The organism is Rhizobium sp. CFBP 8752, assembly GCF_014842035.1.
GTDB classification, from domain to species: Bacteria; Pseudomonadota; Alphaproteobacteria; order Rhizobiales; family Rhizobiaceae; genus Neorhizobium; species Neorhizobium soli.
Window position 1 is genome coordinate 372,512 of record NZ_JACYUZ010000002.1, and the last position, 18,728, is coordinate 391,239.

At 60.9% G+C, this 18,728-nt stretch carries 19 protein-coding genes; 3 read left to right on the top strand and 16 right to left on the bottom strand.

Features of this window, described 5'->3' with window-relative positions; translation table 11 throughout:
- Positions 1 to 17 precede the first annotated feature (17 nt).
- The 12 genes from IFT59_RS14920 to IFT59_RS14975 all read right to left on the bottom strand — a co-directional run bounded on the left by IFT59_RS14920 (position 18) and on the right by IFT59_RS14975 (position 10,708).
- Complete coding sequence (locus IFT59_RS14920) at positions 18 to 1,085, bottom strand: substrate-binding domain-containing protein (RefSeq protein ID WP_192087363.1); 1,068 nt, start codon at positions 1,083 to 1,085, stop codon at positions 18 to 20.
- Positions 1,086 to 1,108: 23 nt separating this feature from the next.
- The gene (locus IFT59_RS14925; protein ID WP_197978120.1) at positions 1,109 to 2,104 is read right to left on the bottom strand and encodes an ABC transporter permease subunit; all 996 of its coding nucleotides are present in this window, start codon (positions 2,102 to 2,104) and stop codon (positions 1,109 to 1,111) included.
- Positions 2,101 to 2,337, bottom strand: a complete 237-nt coding sequence (locus IFT59_RS14930) for a hypothetical protein (RefSeq protein WP_062577932.1) — start codon at positions 2,335 to 2,337, stop codon at positions 2,101 to 2,103. Before IFT59_RS14930 ends, IFT59_RS14925 begins: the two co-directional genes overlap by 4 nt.
- A gap of 276 nt (positions 2,338 to 2,613) precedes the next feature.
- Positions 2,614 to 3,675 (bottom strand): ketopantoate reductase family protein, encoded by a 1,062-nt coding sequence (locus IFT59_RS14935; protein WP_192087364.1) that lies wholly within the window; start codon positions 3,673 to 3,675, stop codon positions 2,614 to 2,616.
- A gap of 72 nt (positions 3,676 to 3,747) precedes the next feature.
- Complete coding sequence (locus IFT59_RS14940; RefSeq protein WP_192087365.1) at positions 3,748 to 4,047, bottom strand: Dabb family protein; 300 nt, start codon at positions 4,045 to 4,047, stop codon at positions 3,748 to 3,750.
- Between the two features lie 143 nt (positions 4,048 to 4,190).
- On the bottom strand, positions 4,191 to 5,249 hold the full coding sequence (locus IFT59_RS14945; protein WP_192087366.1) for an iron-containing alcohol dehydrogenase: 1,059 nt from the start codon (positions 5,247 to 5,249) through the stop codon (positions 4,191 to 4,193).
- A gap of 9 nt (positions 5,250 to 5,258) precedes the next feature.
- A complete protein-coding gene (locus IFT59_RS14950; protein WP_192087367.1) occupies positions 5,259 to 6,116 on the bottom strand; it encodes an intradiol ring-cleavage dioxygenase in 858 nt (285 codons plus the stop codon).
- 38 nt (positions 6,117 to 6,154) lie between these two features.
- Positions 6,155 to 7,213 (bottom strand): SDR family oxidoreductase, encoded by a 1,059-nt coding sequence (locus IFT59_RS14955; RefSeq protein WP_192087368.1) that lies wholly within the window; start codon positions 7,211 to 7,213, stop codon positions 6,155 to 6,157.
- A 4-nt stretch (positions 7,214 to 7,217) separates the two neighbouring features.
- Positions 7,218 to 8,201 carry a zinc-dependent alcohol dehydrogenase gene (locus tag IFT59_RS14960; protein ID WP_062459863.1) on the bottom strand — a complete coding sequence of 328 codons (984 nt, stop codon included), beginning with the start codon at positions 8,199 to 8,201 and terminating at the stop codon, positions 7,218 to 7,220.
- A 22-nt stretch (positions 8,202 to 8,223) separates the two neighbouring features.
- Complete coding sequence (locus IFT59_RS14965) at positions 8,224 to 9,237, bottom strand: Gfo/Idh/MocA family protein (RefSeq protein WP_192087369.1); 1,014 nt, start codon at positions 9,235 to 9,237, stop codon at positions 8,224 to 8,226.
- Entirely contained in the window at positions 9,234 to 9,518 is a 285-nt protein-coding gene (locus tag IFT59_RS14970) for a YciI family protein (RefSeq protein ID WP_062459867.1), read from the bottom strand. Before IFT59_RS14970 ends, IFT59_RS14965 begins: the two co-directional genes overlap by 4 nt.
- 116 nt (positions 9,519 to 9,634) lie before the next feature.
- Positions 9,635 to 10,708 carry a 2,3-butanediol dehydrogenase gene (locus tag IFT59_RS14975; RefSeq protein WP_062459869.1) on the bottom strand — a complete coding sequence of 358 codons (1,074 nt, stop codon included), beginning with the start codon at positions 10,706 to 10,708 and terminating at the stop codon, positions 9,635 to 9,637.
- Positions 10,709 to 11,212: 504 nt separating this feature from the next.
- Between IFT59_RS14975 and IFT59_RS14980 the strand changes: the two genes are divergently transcribed.
- Positions 11,213 to 12,115: an NAD(P)-dependent oxidoreductase gene (locus IFT59_RS14980; protein ID WP_062577915.1), complete on the top strand. Its 903-nt coding sequence runs from the start codon at positions 11,213 to 11,215 to the stop codon at positions 12,113 to 12,115.
- Between the two features lie 94 nt (positions 12,116 to 12,209).
- A complete protein-coding gene (locus IFT59_RS23130; protein ID WP_192087370.1) occupies positions 12,210 to 13,907 on the top strand; it encodes an extracellular solute-binding protein in 1,698 nt (565 codons plus the stop codon).
- A 136-nt stretch (positions 13,908 to 14,043) separates the two neighbouring features.
- On the opposite strand, the gene IFT59_RS14990 is transcribed toward IFT59_RS23130, so the two are convergent.
- Both IFT59_RS14990 and IFT59_RS14995 read right to left on the bottom strand, forming a co-directional pair.
- Positions 14,044 to 14,472, bottom strand: a complete 429-nt coding sequence (locus tag IFT59_RS14990) for a DUF3429 domain-containing protein (protein ID WP_062577910.1) — start codon at positions 14,470 to 14,472, stop codon at positions 14,044 to 14,046.
- Positions 14,469 to 15,464, bottom strand: a complete 996-nt coding sequence (locus IFT59_RS14995; RefSeq protein ID WP_192087371.1) for an NAD(P)/FAD-dependent oxidoreductase — start codon at positions 15,462 to 15,464, stop codon at positions 14,469 to 14,471. The genes IFT59_RS14990 and IFT59_RS14995 overlap by 4 nt, the downstream gene beginning before the upstream one ends.
- Positions 15,465 to 15,673: 209 nt before the next feature.
- Between IFT59_RS14995 and IFT59_RS15000 the strand changes: the two genes are divergently transcribed.
- Positions 15,674 to 16,090 carry a thiol-disulfide oxidoreductase DCC family protein gene (locus tag IFT59_RS15000; RefSeq protein WP_249407601.1) on the top strand — a complete coding sequence of 139 codons (417 nt, stop codon included), beginning with the start codon at positions 15,674 to 15,676 and terminating at the stop codon, positions 16,088 to 16,090.
- A 126-nt stretch (positions 16,091 to 16,216) separates the two neighbouring features.
- On the opposite strand, the gene IFT59_RS15005 is transcribed toward IFT59_RS15000, so the two are convergent.
- Both IFT59_RS15005 and IFT59_RS15010 read right to left on the bottom strand, forming a co-directional pair.
- Positions 16,217 to 17,599, bottom strand: coding sequence for a GntP family permease (locus IFT59_RS15005; protein WP_062459880.1), 1,383 nt, complete (start codon positions 17,597 to 17,599; stop codon positions 16,217 to 16,219).
- 197 nt (positions 17,600 to 17,796) lie between these two features.
- Positions 17,797 to 18,720, bottom strand: a complete 924-nt coding sequence (locus IFT59_RS15010; RefSeq protein WP_192087372.1) for a helix-turn-helix domain-containing protein — start codon at positions 18,718 to 18,720, stop codon at positions 17,797 to 17,799.
- Between the last annotated feature and the right edge of the window lie 8 nt (positions 18,721 to 18,728).

The following is an 18,728-nucleotide window of genomic DNA, read 5'->3' on the forward strand; positions in this document are numbered from 1 at the left end:
CGATGCGTGAGTTTCAGTTACTGGCCGACGGCCTTTGCCTGGTCTTCCGGCTTCAGCGCCGAGGACATGTAGATGGCGCCCGGCAGATCCTTGCGGCACTGAACGGCATTGGGCTTGCCCGATACGGAATTCTCGTAGGCAGGCGCCTCGAAGATCTGCTCCTTCGGCTTTTCGCCGCCGGTTGCAAGCGCGACGGCCCACTGCACGGCCAACCGGACATTGTCGTTACCGGTGGCGACGGTGAACAGCTTGAAGTCCGGGTTGCTGGCGTGGTTGTCCTGCCAGAAGCAGCCGAGCGAGTTGCCGTCTGACGTAGCCAGTGCCGGGATCGATTTGCCCTGCTTGGTGAAGGCCGGCAGAGCACCGACCAGCGACGGGCCGAAGTCGGAGACGATGACGTCGATCTTGGCGTTCTTGGCGATTTCGGCGGTCAGCACCTTTTGCGTCAGCGCCGGATCCCAGTTCGTGACGGCAAAAGGCGCCTGATTGACGAAGACATACTCAGGCCCGAGCACACTCTTCAGGCCTTTCAGCTCATCCAGGCCCTGGCTGTTGCCGGCAGGTCCGCTGAGGAACAGGACATTGCCACCCTTGGGAAGCACACCCTTGATCCACTTGCCCCAAGTGACGCCGTCGTTTTCGAAGGACGAGCCGATGAACTTCGAATAATTCATGCCTTCCTTGCCGCCAACAGCGACGCGGTAGGGCACAATGATCTTTCCGGCCTTGAAGACGCTGGTGATGGCCGGCAGCATGGCCGGGCCGGCGTCGCCAAAGACGACCAGTGCATCGACGCCCTTGGCGGCCATACCCTTGATGTCGGAGATTGCCTTCTGGGTGTCGCCCTGGCCGTCGGCATACTCATACTTGGTGATACTGGGGCACAGTTCGACGGTCTGCTTGCCGGATGCCGTCGTCACCTGACGCCAGCTGTTGCCGCCGTAGCCGTCGAGAAGGGCAAGCGTCGCCTTCTTGGGCCCGCACCAGGACGGTGTCTCCGCCTTGGCCAGACCCGCACCTCCCAGTGCGATGACCGCAGTCGCAACCGAGACTGCCAGGCCCTTCTTCAAATTTGCGTAGTTCATGTCTGCTCCTCCACTTGTTATTGTTAGGTTGTTTTTCTGACTTTCCCGCTCCACCGGAGCGAGTAGACGCCGATGCCGAAACCGAGGGCCAAAGCCTGGATGATGGTTTGTGCTGAATAGGGCACACCAACCGACAGCGCGAACTGGCTCAGCTGGTTGAGGAAGAAGGCCGCCAGCACCGTCGAGATGGGAAATCCGCGCCCGCCGAGCAGCGACGTGCCTCCCAGCACGACGACGGCAACCGACGGCAGCAGCAGGCTATCGCCTTGGAAGGCCGTGGGTTCGCGGGTGATGCCGGCAATCAGGACGCCGGCCAGGCAATAGAATAGCTGGGCATAGACATACGCCATCATCTGATAGGAGCGCACGCGCAGGCCTGCGGCCTCTCCGGCAGCAGGGCTTGCGCCGATCGCCTCGAACCGGCGGCCGCCCACGGTCTTTTTCAGCATGAAGGAGACCAGCGCGGTGGCGCCGAGGGCGAAGTAGACGGCATTGGGCAGGCCGAAGGTTTCGCCGCCGGCAATATTGGCGAGCAGGCCCGTCGTAACAGACGGCACCCCGCCCGACATGGCAAAGACGGTCGCATAAAGCAGTGCGTTGGTGCCAATCGTCGCGATGATCGAGTTCAGGCGGAAGATGCTGACCAGGATGCCATTGAGAAAGCCGATCGACAGGTTGAAGGCCAGCGCTAAGAGCACCGCCTGATACAGCAATCCGTCATTCTGCTGCGGGTAATGCGTCGAGACCACGACGGCGAGAGAGACGGCACCGGGAAGCGAAAGGTCGAAACCACCCTGCTGAACCACCATCAACTGGCCAAGGCCGACGATGGCAATGATCGCCGCAAAAGGAAGACTGCCTGACAGGGCACCCCAGGATACGCTTGAGGGCGCAAAGACCAGGCAGGCGACCAGAAGGACCATGGTTGAGAACACCACGGTCACGAAACTCCGCGTCAGCTTCATCCGGCCTGGGGCATAGCTGTCCGCCCGTGTGGGGATTGTTGAGACTGCACTCACCGGTCGGCTCCTTTTGATGATCGCACCTCACCCGAGGCGATGGCCGGGCGGCGCAAACCGATCTCTTCGGCGGCGTTGGACGCCGCCTTGAAGTCTGCAAAGAGACACGTCGGTTTGTCAGCAAAATCAGGCATCGCGTCCTCCTCCCAGAGCCGGTTATGGTTCATACCTGGAGGAAGCAATCTGCTGGACAGATCCTTGGCATCGTCGGCCTCAGCCTCAAGCTTCGGCAAGCCTGTAGCTGGCTCCGAACCGCTGCGCGGTCAGAACTTCAGAAGGCACGATGATTTGCGGATTGCCCAAATTCTTGCTCCTCCAAGAATTTGTCACTCTGACCGGTCAGCATCTCTTGCTAAAACAAGTACGCAATCCGGCGCTTCAAATACGTCAGGAAATTCTCTCCTCCGAACTCCTTCCGATCAACTGTATGTATTTTGAAGACTACGAAAACCCTGAAAATATCCGCTTTGGATAAGTGTATTCGAGACGGGAAACATATCAGTGCACCCTCAGCCCGCCGGGATGCTGGCCGCATAGGTTTCGATCAGCAAAGCGGCGTTTTCTGGTTTCGCCTCAAGCGTGTTCGCCTCGATCTCATAGGCAAGGTCTACGACCCGCTGATTGATCGGGGCCGTCCGGCCATGCGCTTTCAGCGTGTCGATGACCCAGCCGTTGACCTCCTGGATCTCGGCCCGCCGGCCCTTCCGCCAGTCCTGCAGCGAGGTCGTGAGCGTATCGGCTTGCGAGAAGACGGTGAGCACCTCCTCGAAGATCTGGTCGACGTAGCGCTCCGGATGGTTTGTGGTGACCGGTGGCATGCCGATGATCGGGACGATCTTTGCGCCATCGGCAATCGCCGCCTGCATGGCCTCATAGCCGGCCGCCCGCATCACCTCTAGCATTCCCGTGCTGCGGGCTGCATCGCCGAGCGGCAGGTTGACGATGGCAGACGGAATAAGTTCGGCGGCGTTGACGACGAGCTTCATCCATTTGGCGGAGCGGATATCATCCGTCACCTCGACGGTCCCTGTGCAGCGCAGAAGTTCGGCGACCGACTCCACCCTCTCCTGGGTCTGCGGATCGAAGGCGCCGAGCGCAAACCAGGATGTGTCGTGATCGTTCTGCCGGTTGGTGACGCCGGGTACGAACATGTTGGAAGCGATCTCTATGACGGCGCCGATAGTCCGCTCCCGCCCGACGATGGCCGCGATGTCCTCGTGCGTCATGCCGTTCTGGAGGCCGATCACAAGGCCGTCCTTGGCCAGCACCGGCTCGATCAGCTGGGTCGCCCATTTCGTGTCGTAGGCTTTGACCACCAGGAAGACGAGATCGAACGGCTCCTTGATCTCCGCGACTTCGCAGAGATGCAAGGCCTTGACCCTGGCGTTGATCGTGCGGGTCGGCAGATTGACGGTGATCCCATTTTCCCGGATCGCGTTTACATGGTCGGGCCATTGCTCGATGAAGGTCACGTCATGACCGGCGAGCACGAAGTCCGCTCCGATCGATGCACCCTGTGCGCCGGTTCCGAGAAAAGCAATTTTCGGCGTCTTGCTGAAATGGGAGGTCATGCGATGGTCTCCTAGAAGGGCATGAAGGCGGGGCCGCGCCGCGCTTATCGCGCGGTCAGGCGACACGTGTGGTCAGCAGATATAATCGACCTGATGGCGGGCGATCCGGATGCCCTCGAGCTCGGCTCGCACCTTCGCGTGCGCCGGATGGTCCGCGTAAAGCTTCAGAGCGGCTTCGTCGTCGAACTCGGAGTAGAGAACTACGTCGCAGGCATAGGAAATGCGGCTGATGTCCAACCCCACCTCAATTGTAATCAAACCAGGGATCTGTCCTTTGAGGCCTTCGAATTTGGTCTTGATCAGACGCGCAGAGGCGAGTTTTTCCTCGGGCGTCTCGCCGCGCACGTTCCACATGACGATGTGCCTGATCATGGCTTGTCTTTTCGCTCGGATGAGCCGTCGTCCACGACGTGGGCCGCGCCCAGTTCACGAAGCCAATCCGATATCACCTGCCAGTATTCACTAAGCCACTTGCTCATCGCTACCCCCTCCCAAGGGCCGTTCATTATAGGACGTTATTCTGGTCGCTGGCCCTCGTAAGCCCCGGCCAGGAGCTGGCGCAAACCATCCTTTTCCAGCACTCGCGGGTTCCAATAGGCGTTGGCCATGGCCTGCTCGACGGCAGGATCGATGCCGTCGTCCGGCATGCCCATAGTTTTAAGAGCCATCGAAGCCCCTAGTCCTTGAGCCAAATCAAACAGCCCCGTTGCCGCATCCTTTGCGCCGAGCGCCTGCGCAATACGCGCCATGGCTTCCGGCGCGGCCGGTGCGTTATAAGCGACCGCATGCGGCAGAAGCGCCGTGTGCATGGGGGCGTGCGGCAGGTTGAACATGCCGCCGAGCGTGTGGCAAAGCTTGTGGTGCAGCGCCATCCCGACGGATCCAAGGCACACGCCACAGAGCCAGGCCCCATAGAGCGCGTCCGCCCTGGCGTCCGGATCATTCGGTCGACGGGCAATGATGGGAAGCGCGCGGGCAATCGCGGCAATCCCCTGCTCCGCCATCAGCGAAACAATCGGGTTGGCCTCGCGGGCATAAAGCGCTTCCACCGCGTGGGCGATCGCGTTGATGCCGCTCGTGACCGACATGGCAACCGGAAGGGTCAGAGTGAGGTCGACGTCGTAGACGATCACCTCGGGCAGGATGCGCGGATCGGATTTCGTGACCTTTCGTCCGTTCTCGGTCTCACCCAGAATGGGCGTCGCCTCCGAGCCCGCATAGGTCGTTGGCACCACGATCTGCGGCAGGTCGGTGCGAAATGCGATGGCTTTGCCAAGGCCTGTCGTCGAGCCGCCACCGATCGACAGCACGGCATCGGCGGAGAGGCTCTCGACCGTTCGCATCGCATCCTGCGTCACCTCGACGGGCGTGTGCATCTGCGCGTTCGAATACATCCCGGCAAAACGGGAGCCTAGAACCTCTGCGATCCCTTGCGCCTGTTCCGCCTGCTCCGGCGTCGAAAGGACCAGGATGCGCCGGACGTCCAGCCTGTCGGCTTCGTCACCCAGGCGCGATACCGTGCCGCTTCCGAAAATGACGCGGGCCGGATTTCCATTATAGACGAAATTATCCACGCCTTGCTCCTATCTAGACTGTTGCGGAGGGACGAGGATGAAATCGAACTCCGAACGCCACAGCGTCTCGCCATCTTCCATACGGTCGAACGGTGCCACAAGGGTCGACTTGACGCCAAACACCGCGTCGGACTCGAGATACGCATCACCGCCGACAAACGTATGCGTCACCAGTTTCTGGTAGCCTTCGGCACGCACCATGTAATGCATATGCGCTGGGCGATAAGGATGCCGTCCCAGATGCGCCAGCATCTCGCCCACAGGACCGTCGTCGGGAATGGGGTAGGACACCGGCTTGATGCCGATGAAGCTGTAATGTCCGTCGGCCTCGGTGACGAATACGCCGCGATTGTTCCATTTCGGCTGAATGTCGGGCTGCTGGACGTCGTAGTAGCCGTCGGCATTGTCGGACCACACGTCGATCCGCGCCCCCTCGATCGGCTTGCCCTCGAGATCGAGCACACGGCCGAGGAACAGGCAGCTCTCGCCCTTCCCGTCCAGACAGATCTGCGCGCCCATTTCCCTCACCGGGGCGCCTTCGACATGGAACGGCCCAAACACGGTGTTCTCCGTTGCGCCCTCGGGCCGACGGTTGTTGATCGCATCCACCAGCATCGACAGACCGAGCGTATCGGACAGAAGAATGAACTCCTGCCGCTCCTGCGTGCAGATCTGGCCGGTGCGGGTGAGAAACCCGATCGCCGTCTCCCACTCATCCTGCGTCAGTTGGACCTCCCGGGCAAAGTCATGCAGATGCTTCACAAGGCTGGCCATCACTTGCGAAAGACGCGGATCAACGTCAGCGCCCATGCGCGCATTGACGGTGTCGACCGAGTTCGTCTCCGTAAAGTAACCGATGTCCGCCATGGCCTGTCGATCTCCTTGCTGGTCGCGTGGTCCTGTCATCACGGAATGATCCGGTCGGCGCGCAGGCGATCGAAGGCGTCCGTGAAGGACTCCGTCGTGTCCTGGTAGGCGAGGAAGCCTGCCTTGCGGCTGCGGCCCATGTCGTTGAACGTTTCCACCTGCCGTCCGAGGTCGGCATCCGTGTGCCAGAAGGAGGCGACGCGCGAGAGCGCATTCTCCTTCAGACCGTGCTTCTTCACGAGCGCATCCCAGATCGGCGCGGCATCGGCCATCTTCGTCTCGAGCGGCTGCGGAGAGCCCGGATAGTCCGCGGCCTCGATTCCGAAATAGGCGGCGATGCTCGGCCAGAGCCACTTCCAGCGGAAGACATCGCCATTGACCACGTTGAACGCCGTGTCGGCAGCTGCTGGCGTCGTTGCGGCCCAGGCCAGATGGTTGGCGAGGATGCGGGCATCCGTCACGTCGGTTGCCGCCTGCCATTGCTCGGCGGATCCGGGAAACACGAAGGGCATCCCGGTTTCCTTGCAGAGAGAGGCATAGACGCCAAGCGTGGCCGCCATGTTCATCGCGTTTCCGACCGCATAGCCGATCAGGGTGTGCGGCCGATGCACTGACCAGGTGAACCCCTCGCGGGCTGCCGCCGCAAAGACCTCGTCTTCCTGCACATAGTAGAAGTTCTGGTTGGGAAGGCGCTCCTGCTCTTCGCGGAACGGCGTCTGCGGCGCGACTTTCGCATAGTTCTCGAAAGGCCCAAGATAATGCTTGGTGCCGGTAACGAGGGCGACATGGTTCACACCTCGGCCACGCAGGGCATCGAGAACGTTGCGGACGATCGCACCATTCACCTTGCAGTTCTCGTCTTCCGTCTCCTGCCGCGACCAGGCGTTGATGAAGACATGGGTGGGCCGGATACCCTCGAGGGCGGCAGCGACGGAAGCAGCGTCGGTGAGGTCGCAGGACAGGGTCCGGACGGCCGCAATCGGGCTTTGCGACCGCGAAAGGCCGGAAATTTCCCAGCCGCCCTGGGCCAGCAGGTATTCGGCAAGATTGCTGCCGGCAATGCCGGTCGCACCGACAATGAGAGCGTGATGTGTCATGTTCTCATCCATTCAAAAGAGTGATCTTGATGCTCTTGGTCGCGTCCTTGCCAAAGTTGAAGGCTTGCACCGCATCGGTCAGAGCATAGTCATGGGTCTGGATCGGCGAGAGGTCGATGCCTGTTCGCTCCAGGAAGCGGATCGCGGCCGGCCAGACTCCGGGCGAGCCGATACAGCCCCGAACCGTCAGATTCTTCATCTGGATCTGGCCGATGACAACAGGGACTTTGCGGCCGATGTTGATGCCGACCATCGACATGCGCCCGTCTTCTCTTGCGTAGTCGAACGCCGCCGCAAGCGAGGCATCATGTCCGGAGGCTTCGACCACCAGATCAGCGCCATGACCACCGGTCATCTCGCGGATCCGATCTGCCGCGCCGCCATCGGATGGATCGATCGCAGCGTCTGCGCCGAGTTTCAGCGCCACATCGCGACGGGTTGCGAGCGGATCAACGACGATGACGCGCGCACCCATGCCAATCGCAGCCGCTGCCGACACCAGGCCGATGGTTCCGCCGCCGGAAACGACGACCGTCTCGCTGGCATTGGTGCCGCCGGACCGCAGCACCGCATAGAAGCCGCAGGTAAACGGCTCGATCAGCGCCGCCTTCTTGTCGTCCACCGCGTCCGGCAGCTTATGCAGCCACTCCGGATTGACGGCGAAGAACTCCCGGTCGGCGCCGCTTATCGAAAAACCGAAATGATGAAGCCGCTCGGGCGTGCGCACCACGCATTCGCCGACGACACGGTCTCCCGCCTTGAAGCCCGTGACGTTGCGACCGACCTCGACGATCTCGCCGCTCCACTCGTGGCCGGGCGTCACCGGATAGGAGATCGGAATGATGTAGCGACCGGCCAGAAGTTCGTAATCCGAGTGACAGATGCCGACGGCACGGGTTCGGACGAGGACCTCGTTGGCAGAGATTTCCGGCATGGCCAGATCGGCAATGACAGGCTTGTCCGGTGCTTCGAATACCAAGGCTTTCATGATGCTCCTCCCAAAGCCAATCTCAAAGTTGCTCGACTGCGCCCGAGCGGGCAGACAGGATGATCGCTTCGAGCAGCGCAATATTGTCGATCATTTCTTCGCCGCTAATCGGATAGGTCTCTCTGCCGCGGACAGCGCGCGCAAAAGCCCGCAGGTTGTCCCGGACCGGCTCGGCCGGTGACACTTCGCGGGTCGTGATCGGCTGGCCCTTCCAGCCCTCGGTGACGATCCACCCATCCGGCGATTCCACATGCGCTTTGTCCCGCACCTCGATCCAGCCGAGCGTGCCGAACACCGCAAAGCGCGAGATGAACGGCGTTGCAAGTGTGGCGGACACATAGGCCGACCCGCCGGACTTGAAGCGGATATGCGCACTCATGGTGTCGCCCTGCGAGATTTCCGACGCGAGGTTTTCGCAGATGACGCGGACATCCTTCGCCGGCCCCATCAGCTTGACGGAGAGGTCCGTCAGATGGATGCCGGTGGCAGTCATGCCGCCCGCCGGCGCCTGTTCGGCATCGAGCCGCCAGTTGGACGGATCGAGCCCCAGGAACTTGTCATGGCTGAAATTGGCTTCGATCTGCAGTAGGCGGCCAAGGCGGCCCGTGGCCGCGGCATCAAGGATCTCGGCAATCGGCGGTTCAAAGCGGCGCTCGTGTCCCATGCCAAGCACCAGACCGGCCTTCTCGCACAGCGCGACAGAGGCTTCGGCGTCCTTCCTGGTCATCGCAAGCGGCTTTTCGCAAAAGACATGCTTGCCGGCGGCAACCGCCTGCGCGATCTGGCTCTGGTGCAGCGAATGTGGCGTTGCCAAAATCACGGCCTCGACCTCGGGATCGGCAAGCGCCTCGCCGAGTTCGGAGGAGAAACGCATGCCCCGTTCCGCGGCAAAGCCCTGCTCTGCCGGGTTGGGGTCGACGCCATGCACGAAGTGCATTTCAGCACCTCCCGCATTGACCAGCGTCGCCATTTTCTTGCCCCACCAGCCAAGGCCGACAATGGCCGCCTGGACGGGTTTTCCCTCGTAGCCGCTCATCGGTTGTCCACCCGCTTGGCAAAGGGATGGATGTTTACCGACGCCCAGACGCCGGCAGCATTGAACGGATCTGCCTGGTTGAAGGCCACCACCTCGTCCTTCGTGTCGGCCTCGAGCAGGAACAGCGAGCCGATCATCGTCTCGTTGTCGTCGGCGAGAAGAGGACCGGAGATTACGGTCTTTGTCTTGGCAGATGCCAGATAGGCCTTATGGGCATCGTAATGGGCGAGGCGCTTGTCAACGGCGCCGGGATGGTCGAGGCAATGAACGATGTAATGCATGATAACCCTCTTGGATCAGGCTGTTTCAAGTGCTGCAGACCGCCCGCAAATCACCTTTGGTCGGACGGATCTGCGTGGCGGCCGCGCTTGTCACGGTCCGCGGCAAGCGCAGGGTGTCAGCCCTGCATGTTGACCAGAATCTTCATGTGTGACGCATTGGGATCGAGCAGAGCCTCGAAACCCTTCTCGACCACATCCTCCGGCGAGATCTGCGCGGTCACAATCTGCTCAACCGGAAAGATGCCGGCGCCGATCATCTGGGCGATGCGTGGCCAGATCGTCACCGGATAGCACCACGTCGCCTCCACTGTGATATCCTTCAAGGCCCAGAGCATGGCGTCGATCGAGGCAGGTTTGACATGCAGGCCGACCTGGACGACCGTGCCTCGGCGCTTGACAGCCTTGACGCAGAGATTGAGAGAGGCTTCCGCGCCGACGCATTCGAGCGCCACATCGACGCCGACGCCGTCTTCGGTATGCTGCCGGAAAAGGCTTTCCGTATCCGTTTCGCGCGGGTCGAAGACGATCGCCTCCGGGACCAGCTTCTGAGCCAGCGCGCGGCGGTTTGGATTGAGTTCGGAAACGAAGATCGTCGTCGCACCGGCTGCGCGGGTCGCCAGAAGGACCAGCGCTCCGATCGGCCCGACACCGGACACGAGGACCGTGCTTCCGGCCTCGACACCGCCGCGATCGACGCCATAGAGCGCGACCGCCGCCGGTTCGATCATCGCCGCCTGAACGTCGCTGACGCTGTCAGGGACCGGAAAGACGTTGTAGCTGTTGACGACAGCGCGCTCTCCCATGCCGCCCCAGTCCCAGGACAGGCCGACGCAGGCCATTTTCTCGCTGAGATGATACTGACCGCGGCGCCCGTAGTAGTCGTCGCGTGGGGAGATGAGCGGCTGCACCGACACGCGGGTTCCGGGCGAAACATGCGTGACGTTGCGCCCGACTTCGAGTACGCGCGCCGAGAATTCGTGGCCTAGAATCTGTGGCAGTGTTGCGCCCGAATAGACATGAGGCGTGCTCGGCGTGACGATCGGTCCGGCAATGTATTCATGCAGGTCGGTCCCGCAAATGCCACAGACCAGCGGCTCGATCAGCACCATGTCGTCCCCGAGCGGACCCGAAGGCGCCGGGACATCCTCCACCCGGATGTCTTTCTGTGTGTAGTAGCGAACGGCTTTCATCTGACTGTCCTTCCCGAAATAACTGCATCTGCCTGCGTTGCCAGCCGCGCCCCGCCAATCTCCGATGTCACGAGGCGACATGGCGGCAGTAGCCTCACCAACGCATTGCCGAGGTTTGCTAGCGGCGAATATCCAAACTTCTGAAATGATCGTCTTGCATGGCGGATCCTCCTCCGATCCTCGACATATCCTGCGAAACACACGGCACAGGGGAACGACGCTCGACAGCGCGCACCATGATCCTTGTTGTCAGCTAAGTTCCTCCCACGGAACGCTGAACGGTCCGACTTCAGGCTAGTAGATAACGGAACCTGTCACAGCCCTCCTTTTGTCCAGAATGGATATTTTGCAGAGAGCATTCGGTAAGCTGTCGCCCTAGTGTTTTGGAGGGAGGAAATGTCTGGTCCGCGCTGTTCGATGCGCGCGCTGGGCGTATGGATCCCCAGGCGATGGCCAGATCGGTGGTCCGTCACAGCCTGTTGTCGATTGGGACGGGAGGACGCAATGAACGAAGAAATTTCAGTCGGCTGGGCTGGCATAGGCAAGATGGGCGCTCCGATGAGCCGCCGGGTGCTGGAAGCCGGTTACCGGCTTCACGTCTATGAACCCTTGCCCGAAAATCGGGCGACGATCGTTGCGGAAGGCGCCAATGTCGCCCACACGCTTGAGGATCTGGCCGCGAAATCCGACGTCGTGATCCTGACTATTCCCAACGACGCCGTTTTGCGCGACCTCATCTTCGGCAAGGGTGGCCTTGCGAGCGTCATGACATCAGGCCAGACGCTGGTGGAAATGAGCACTGTGTCGCCCGCGATCTCCGCCGAAGTGAATGAAGCCATGAGCGCATGCGGCGTCCATTACCTGCGCGCACCGGTCTCGGGCAGCACGGCGACCGCGTCTGCGGGAACCCTTTCGGTTATGGCGTCAGGTCCGGAAGACGCCTACAAGCGCCTTGATCCTATCTTTGGTTGCTTTGCCTCGCGTCGCTTCTATGTCGGCCAGGCCGAGGAGGCCCGCTATCTGAAGCTCGTCCTCAACGCCCTGGTGGGCGCCACATCGGCTCTGCTGGGCGAAGCGCTGACGCTCGGCCTCAAGGGAAACCTCTCGGTTGAGACCATGCTCAATGTCATTTGCGAAAGTGCAGTTGCGTCGCCTTTGATCGCCTATAAGCGTGACCTTCTGGTCCAGCGCAATTTCGATCCGGCTTTTTCGGTGTCGCAGATGATGAAGGACTTCGACCTGATCCTCGACGCGGCCCGGGCAGACCATATCCCGATGTACATGGCATCGATGATCCGTCAGCAATACGAGACCGCCTTTACGGAAGGGCTGGCCGAAAAGGACTTCTTTGTGCTGTTCGAGCAGTCCGAACGCCGCGCGGGTCTGCTGCCGCCAGCGGAAAAATAATCACCACATTCGCGTCAGCACCTGGAGCGCCTAGCCAAGAGGCGCTGCAATGGCTACGAACATCGTCTAGTGACGCGACGGACGGGGGGCCGACGTGAACGACTACGAAATGCTGCGGGTGATTGAGTTCCTGGACAAGACCCGGCGGCCCTTCGGCGACGTGATCGGCGGATTCGACGAAGACCCCGGCTGGAAAATCGTGGTCTTTCTGATCAAGGCCCATATCCACAGCCAGACTGTCGCCATCTCAACGCTCGGCCAGGAATCCGGCCTGCCCTACGCAACTTCCATGCGGCTGATCAATCGCATGGTGGACAGCGGCTACATTTTGAAAGTCCCCAAGGGGCCCGGCGCCAAGACCTTTTCCCTGCAACCGAGCGAAAAGCTCCTGCAGTCCTTCCAGGCTTATGCCGGAAAGACGAAGTCCCTGCTTGCCCAGACGCTCGGCCTGCGCGGCGGCGAGCAGGAGGAAGACTATTATTTCGGCGGGACCCCTTTGGGCTCGCAGATCATCCCGCCCATGCGACTGGTGCAGAAGCGGGTCGAGTCGCATATCGAACTGCGCTTCCTCCTCAACGACGACAACTACTTTTCGTCCATGCGCAACATGTGGGCCGACTTCCGCAACAACCTCGCATCGAAGAAGAACTTCGACCTTCTGCCACTGCCAGATCTCTATCGCCGCATCCTGGACAATCGCAACAAACCGATCTCTGACTACGATGTTCTCGCCATCAACATGCCCTGGCTTGGCGAGTTTGCCGAAAAGGACATCATCCGCCCCTTCGATGCCCTGATTCAGAAAACCGGTATCAACCCGCTCGACTTCCATCCTTCCATCTGGTCGACGGCCCGTTGGGATGGCCAGGACTATGGCGTTCCGGGCTACTGCACGATCGAGATCCTCGCCGCCCGGCGGGACCTGTTCGCCGATGCCGGGCTGGATTTCCCGCGAAAGTTCGAGGACGTGCTTGCCGCAGGCCGGTATTTCCACGCCCCGCAGCACGGCATGTATGGCGCAGTCTGGGACGGTGCCCGCGGCATGCCGATCGCGTCGAGCTTCATGTTCTTTCTCGGCGCTTGCGGCCAGCCGACCATTTCACTGCGCAAGTCCCGGGCGGGCTTTACGCTGGAGGGTGTGAACCTCGAAGAACTGCACTGTACCATCCAGTCGGATGCCGCCCTCTCCGCGCTGGACTTCATGCGGCGCCTGATCGAGATCTCGCCGCCGGGCATTCTCAACATGGCGTGGGACAAGACGCTTGACGTGTTCATGAAGGGAAAGGCCAGTCTCGGCTATTTCTGGACGATGCGCGCGGCAAGGTTCGAGTACGACGTCCAGTCCGTGGTCAAGCGGCGGGTCGAGTACCTGCCACAGCCCTCCGGGCCCGGCGGCACCCGCGCCTCGCCGATCGGCGGTTTCCTTTTCTGCATTCCGTCCAATCTGCCCGAAGCCCGGGTGGAACTCGCCGCAGACGCAATCGCCTGGATGGCGTCGCGCGAGGCCATGAAGGCCCATGTCAAGAACGGCTTTCCGATCGCCCCGCGCTTCTCGGTGAGTGCGGACCCGGAAGCTGCGGCGAGTTCGCCGATCGTGCGTTTTGTCGATCAGCTCGCGAAGAAGAACCTGCTGCACACCTGGCAGCGACCCAATATTCCGCAATATTCAGCGATCGAAAGGATCCTTGGCGAGGAAGTGCATGACGCATTGTCGGGGGCAAAGTCAGACAGGACAGCATTGGCGGATGCGGCCGATCGGATCAACCGGGAGCTTAAAGCCTCAGGGAAATGACGCACCGGGCCTGCGAGCTAGAAAGAGACGGACAGGCAGTCTTGAGACGGCCACCGGAAGTGTGCCATCGAGATACCTGCGGCTTCGGCAACCTATCGAGTTGATGACACCTTAGAGCGCAGTTTCAGCCACCCGTTCAAAAGACGTAGCGGAAAAGCATGACGCCATAGGCAAGCGCGACAAGCGCAGTCACCCGAATGCGCAGTTTCCAATACCACTGCCGTGAAGGATCCGTAGAAAGGGTCCTGTGGTCGGCGATCAGCAGAAGGGCAAACAACAACACCTGTACCAGCAGGGCTATCGGCAAAGGACTGGCAACCAGTGTCGCAAAGGCAATGAGAGCCAGCACGTTACTGGCGACAATGATCACCAGGTCGCCCCTGCCGGTTTGAGCGCTTCCCCAGAGGGCTCCGGCCATAAAGGATGCGATGACTGCCCCGTAGGACAGGAATGCGGGTGCCGTTTCAAAACCGAGAACGGTCGAGGGGGCAAATGCCAGCAGCCAGAACGGCAGGGCCCCGCAATAGGTCAGAAGCGTGGAGATGGTCCGCGGGGTTATTGTCATGGCGCTACCTTTACGATCTGTTTGAGCGCATCGCCAAGGGCCGCGGCGCTGAGGAACGCTGCCTCGACCCGCCCTGCGATGCACCAGTCTCCGCAAGCCGCCAATTGGGACACATCATCGAGAAGGAAAGCCTGTCCGGCCGGCCGATCGACATTGGCATAGCGCCAACGATGGATGGTTGCAGCCTCAGCCTCACTCGGGGAGATCGGAATATAGCGCTGGAGCGCCTCCAGCATCGTCCGACGAACGTCTTCCAGTGGCTCCTCCAAATGATCGTCCGACCACTTGGCCGTCGCGTTCACCACTAGACAGGGCTCGTCAGGCCGTTCCGGCTTGGAATTGTTGCGGGAGATCCAGCCGATGACCGAATCATCGACACGGGCGGCAGCAAAGGGAAGCTTTGCATCCTCGGTCTGGCGGATCATCAGCGTGAAGCAGGCATTCATCCGGGTTTTTGCCAGCGCCCCGTGATGCGTAAACTCGTCAGGAAGAAGCAATGCCGACTGCGGGGCTGGCGCCGCTAAAACCAGCCAGTCGAACGGGCCCTCGCGGCGATCGCCGATTTTCAAGAACCACTTACCCGCCGTGCCGCTGATCGCCTCCACAGGCGCGTCGGTCTGGATATCAAGGCCTGCCGCCATCGCTTTCGCAAGCGCGTTCATCGAAGGGCTCCCGACATAACGCGTGGTGTCGCCCCCCGACAAAGCCGCGAGATTGCCGTCGGGCAGCGTTGCAAGCGCACCGGTCCAGGGCTCAATCACTCTGTCGGCCTGCGCCGTCTCCAGCGCTGCACGGAAACGTCCGTCCCTGATGGTGAAATACTGCGCTCCATGATCAAAAGTCACGGCATCGGTTCGCCGTGTCGCCATCCGTCCGCCGACGCCTCTGCTTTTCTCGAAAATCCTGACATCGGCACAGTCGGCCATGGCTCTGGCCAGAGTCAGGCCGGCGATCCCTGCACCGACGATGCCCAGTCGTATTCGTCTTGCCATGTCTGTCGATCTCCGGCGGTGGCTGAGGCCATCAATGCCCCATAGGTTCCGCCGCCGCAAGCCGATCAGGCTGCGTCTCTGGTTTCCATCTTGGATGCGGCCTTGGTTGAATACGTGGGCGCTCGTGGGCGCAAGGTGCCCTATATCGGGGATAGAGGGCACCGATCCAGCAGGTAGGCTGTGATGTAACCTATGCTTGCGGAACATCTATGCAGATGGGATGGTTTGGAATTCTTCGCACTCGAGGTATTAGCCATGCTCATCAACACTGCGACGTCATGATGGGGCAAGTCACGGTCTGGTTTGACAGCGGCTGTCCGCTTTGCCGGCGCGAGATCGCGATCATCCGGAGGCTGGACCGCCGCAATGCAATCCGCTTCATCGACGCCTGCGATCCCATGGCATCGTGTCCTGTCGATCGTGTGGAGATCCTGTCGCGGTTTCATGCCGAAGAAGGGGGCAAGCTTTTGTCGGGGGCGGCAGCCTTTGCCGCAATGTGGCGGGCGATACCCCTTTTGCGCCCGCTCGGTCTTATCGCAGGCTGGCCTCCCGCCACGCCATTGTTCGAGATGGCCTATCGGGGGTTCCTGCGACTGAGGCCGTCTCTGCAGAAGTTTTTCCGGTAATGGATACCGTGGTCACGGCGCTGTCTGAACGCGGCTTGCTGCCGACCGTCTCGAAATTTGCCGATTAGCGCGGGGGAAGCCAGGCACGCCTTCATCAAGAGCGTGCCTGGCTATGAAACCGGGTTGTTAGGCCAGCCAGAAGATGATCCCGGAAAGCGCAAAGCCAACGAGGCCCACCAAGGTCTGCATCGCGGTCCAGGTCTTGAACGTGGTCTTGATGTCCATGTTGAAGAAGCGACCGACCAGCCAAAAGCCGGAGTCATTGACATGCGACAGCATGACAGAACCGGATGCGACCGCGATGACGATCGCTGACAGCTGAATACCCTGATAACCGGCAGCCTGCACCGCAGGCTGCACCAGACCAGCAGCCGTGATGAGTGCAACCGTCGCGGAGCCCTGTGCAACGCGCAGCGCGGTCGAGATCAGGAAGCCTGCCACCAGTATGGGCATACCGATATCGGCAAGTACATCCGACAAAGCGTTGCCGATCCCCGAAGCACGCAGAACGCCGCCAAACATGCCGCCCGCGCCGGTGATGAGGATAACAGAGCAGACAGGTCCAAGAGCAGAGTCAACGATGCGCTCCACCTTGATGGGATCGCGACCGCGCATTGGCCCAAGAACGTAGCCGGCGACGAGAACCGAAATCAGAAGTGCGATTGGAGTAGAGCCTACGGTGCGGGCAAGCTGGAACCAGCTGGCATCCTTGCTGACCCATTCCTGTGCGCGCGCGAAATCGAGGCCGGTATTCATGAAGATGAGAACGAGCGGCAAAAGAAGAAGTGCAACGACGAGGCCAGGGCTCGGCAGGGAGATTCTCTCGTCGTCGGAGGATTGCTCATCAGTGACGTTGTCGGGCACCGGCAGGTAGATGCGTTTGCCGATCCAGCTTCCGAAGAAATGGCCCGCAACGACCCAGGTCGGGATGGCGACCAACAGACCGACGATGATCAGAAGTCCGACGTCGGCGCCCAGCAGTTCGGCTGCGGCGACAGGCCCGGGATGCGGCGGCACGAAAACGTGCATGCACGAGAACGCGGTCGCGACCGGGATGCCGTAGAGAAGAAGGCTTCCGCCAAGGCGACGCCCTACCGTGAACATCACCGGAAGCATGACGACGAGGCCTGCATCGAAGAAGATCGGGAAGCCGAAGAACAGCGACGCGATGCCCAACGCCAGCGGTGCACGTTTTTCGCCAAATCGGCGGACGAGGTCATCCGCAAGAGCCTGCGCACCACCCGATACTTCCAGCAAGCGACCCAGCATGGCGCCAAGGCCGACAAGCAGAGCAACGCCCCCGAGGGTCGAGCCAAATGCGGACGTGAGGGTGGTGAGGATATTCCCCGCCGGAATTCCCGTCACGAGCGCGGTCAGGAAACTGACGAGAATGAGCGAGACAAAAGCGTGGATGCGAAACTGGATGATAAGAACCAGCAGCAGCGCAACGGCGCCAGCCGCAATGGATATGAGCGTACCCGCTCCCAGGGTCTGTTCGAACTCCGGCAAAATTATACTCCTACAGGGCTTAGCGGTTGTGTCTGCGCGATGTACGGAGGTATCGCCCAGAATGCAAACTCAACCTCAATCGACGTGCACGACCACGTTAGGGCCGCTGCTCAGCGCGGCTTACAGGAATTGCCTGCGAAGGCTCTATTCAACTTGAAATCGGACGTTCAACCAGAACGGCTGGTCATCAAGCAGTGTCAGTCGCGTCGCGCATTTGCCTGCATCCTGCGGCGAAACGCGGATGGCCGGTCGGCGAAGCGGTCGGTGAAAGCTTCGTAGAAGCGCGAGACCGAGCCGAAGCCGGATTCGAAGGCGACATTCGTGATCGACATGTCTGTCGAGATCAAAAGCGAGCGAGCCGTGTCCAACCGGTGGCGGGCAATCGCCTGGTTCATCGTCTGGCCGACCGCCCGCTTGAACAGGCTCATGGCATAATTTGGATGAAGTCCCACATCCCGCGCCACGTGATCGACGGAAATATCGCCGAGGGCGTGTTCGGCAATGAAGCGCAACATCTGCTCCACATGACCGGCGCGCCCGCTGTCACTGGATGAGAGGCCGGCAATGGCAGGGGCGTGTTCGCGCAGATCCCGCCAACCTTCCCGTTCGATCCTCAAAACCCGGGCCGTGAGCTCGGTTCGGACGATCTCTGCCAGTCCCTCGTCACCCTGCAAGAGTTCCTCGCGCCATCTGAGAAAGACGTCCTCATCGAAAGGCCTGATAACGGTCGCTTCGATGACCGCACCACGGAAGACGGCATCCCGGAACCGGCTGAGAGTGGCAAGACCAAGAAAAACGGACATCGGAACATAGAGACAGACAAACCGCGTACCATTTTCGATCTCCGTCACCTGATGCGGAACCATTCCCCAGAAAAGGCAGAGACGACCCGCGCCGATCGTCAGTTCCCGCCCGTCGAACCAGTAAGTCATCTGGCCCTGGGTAAGAAAATTCAGTTCGATCTGACTGTGCATATGCGGGCCTGCCATCCGCTGCACGACAAGAGTTTCGCCGGCGCAGAACCGATGGTCGCCGAACACGACAAGCGGGTGCCGCGGATCGAGATCGGGATGTGCCGGAACCGATCCGTCCTTTGAAATGGTTGATGCGGCCTTATCCATCTTAGGAT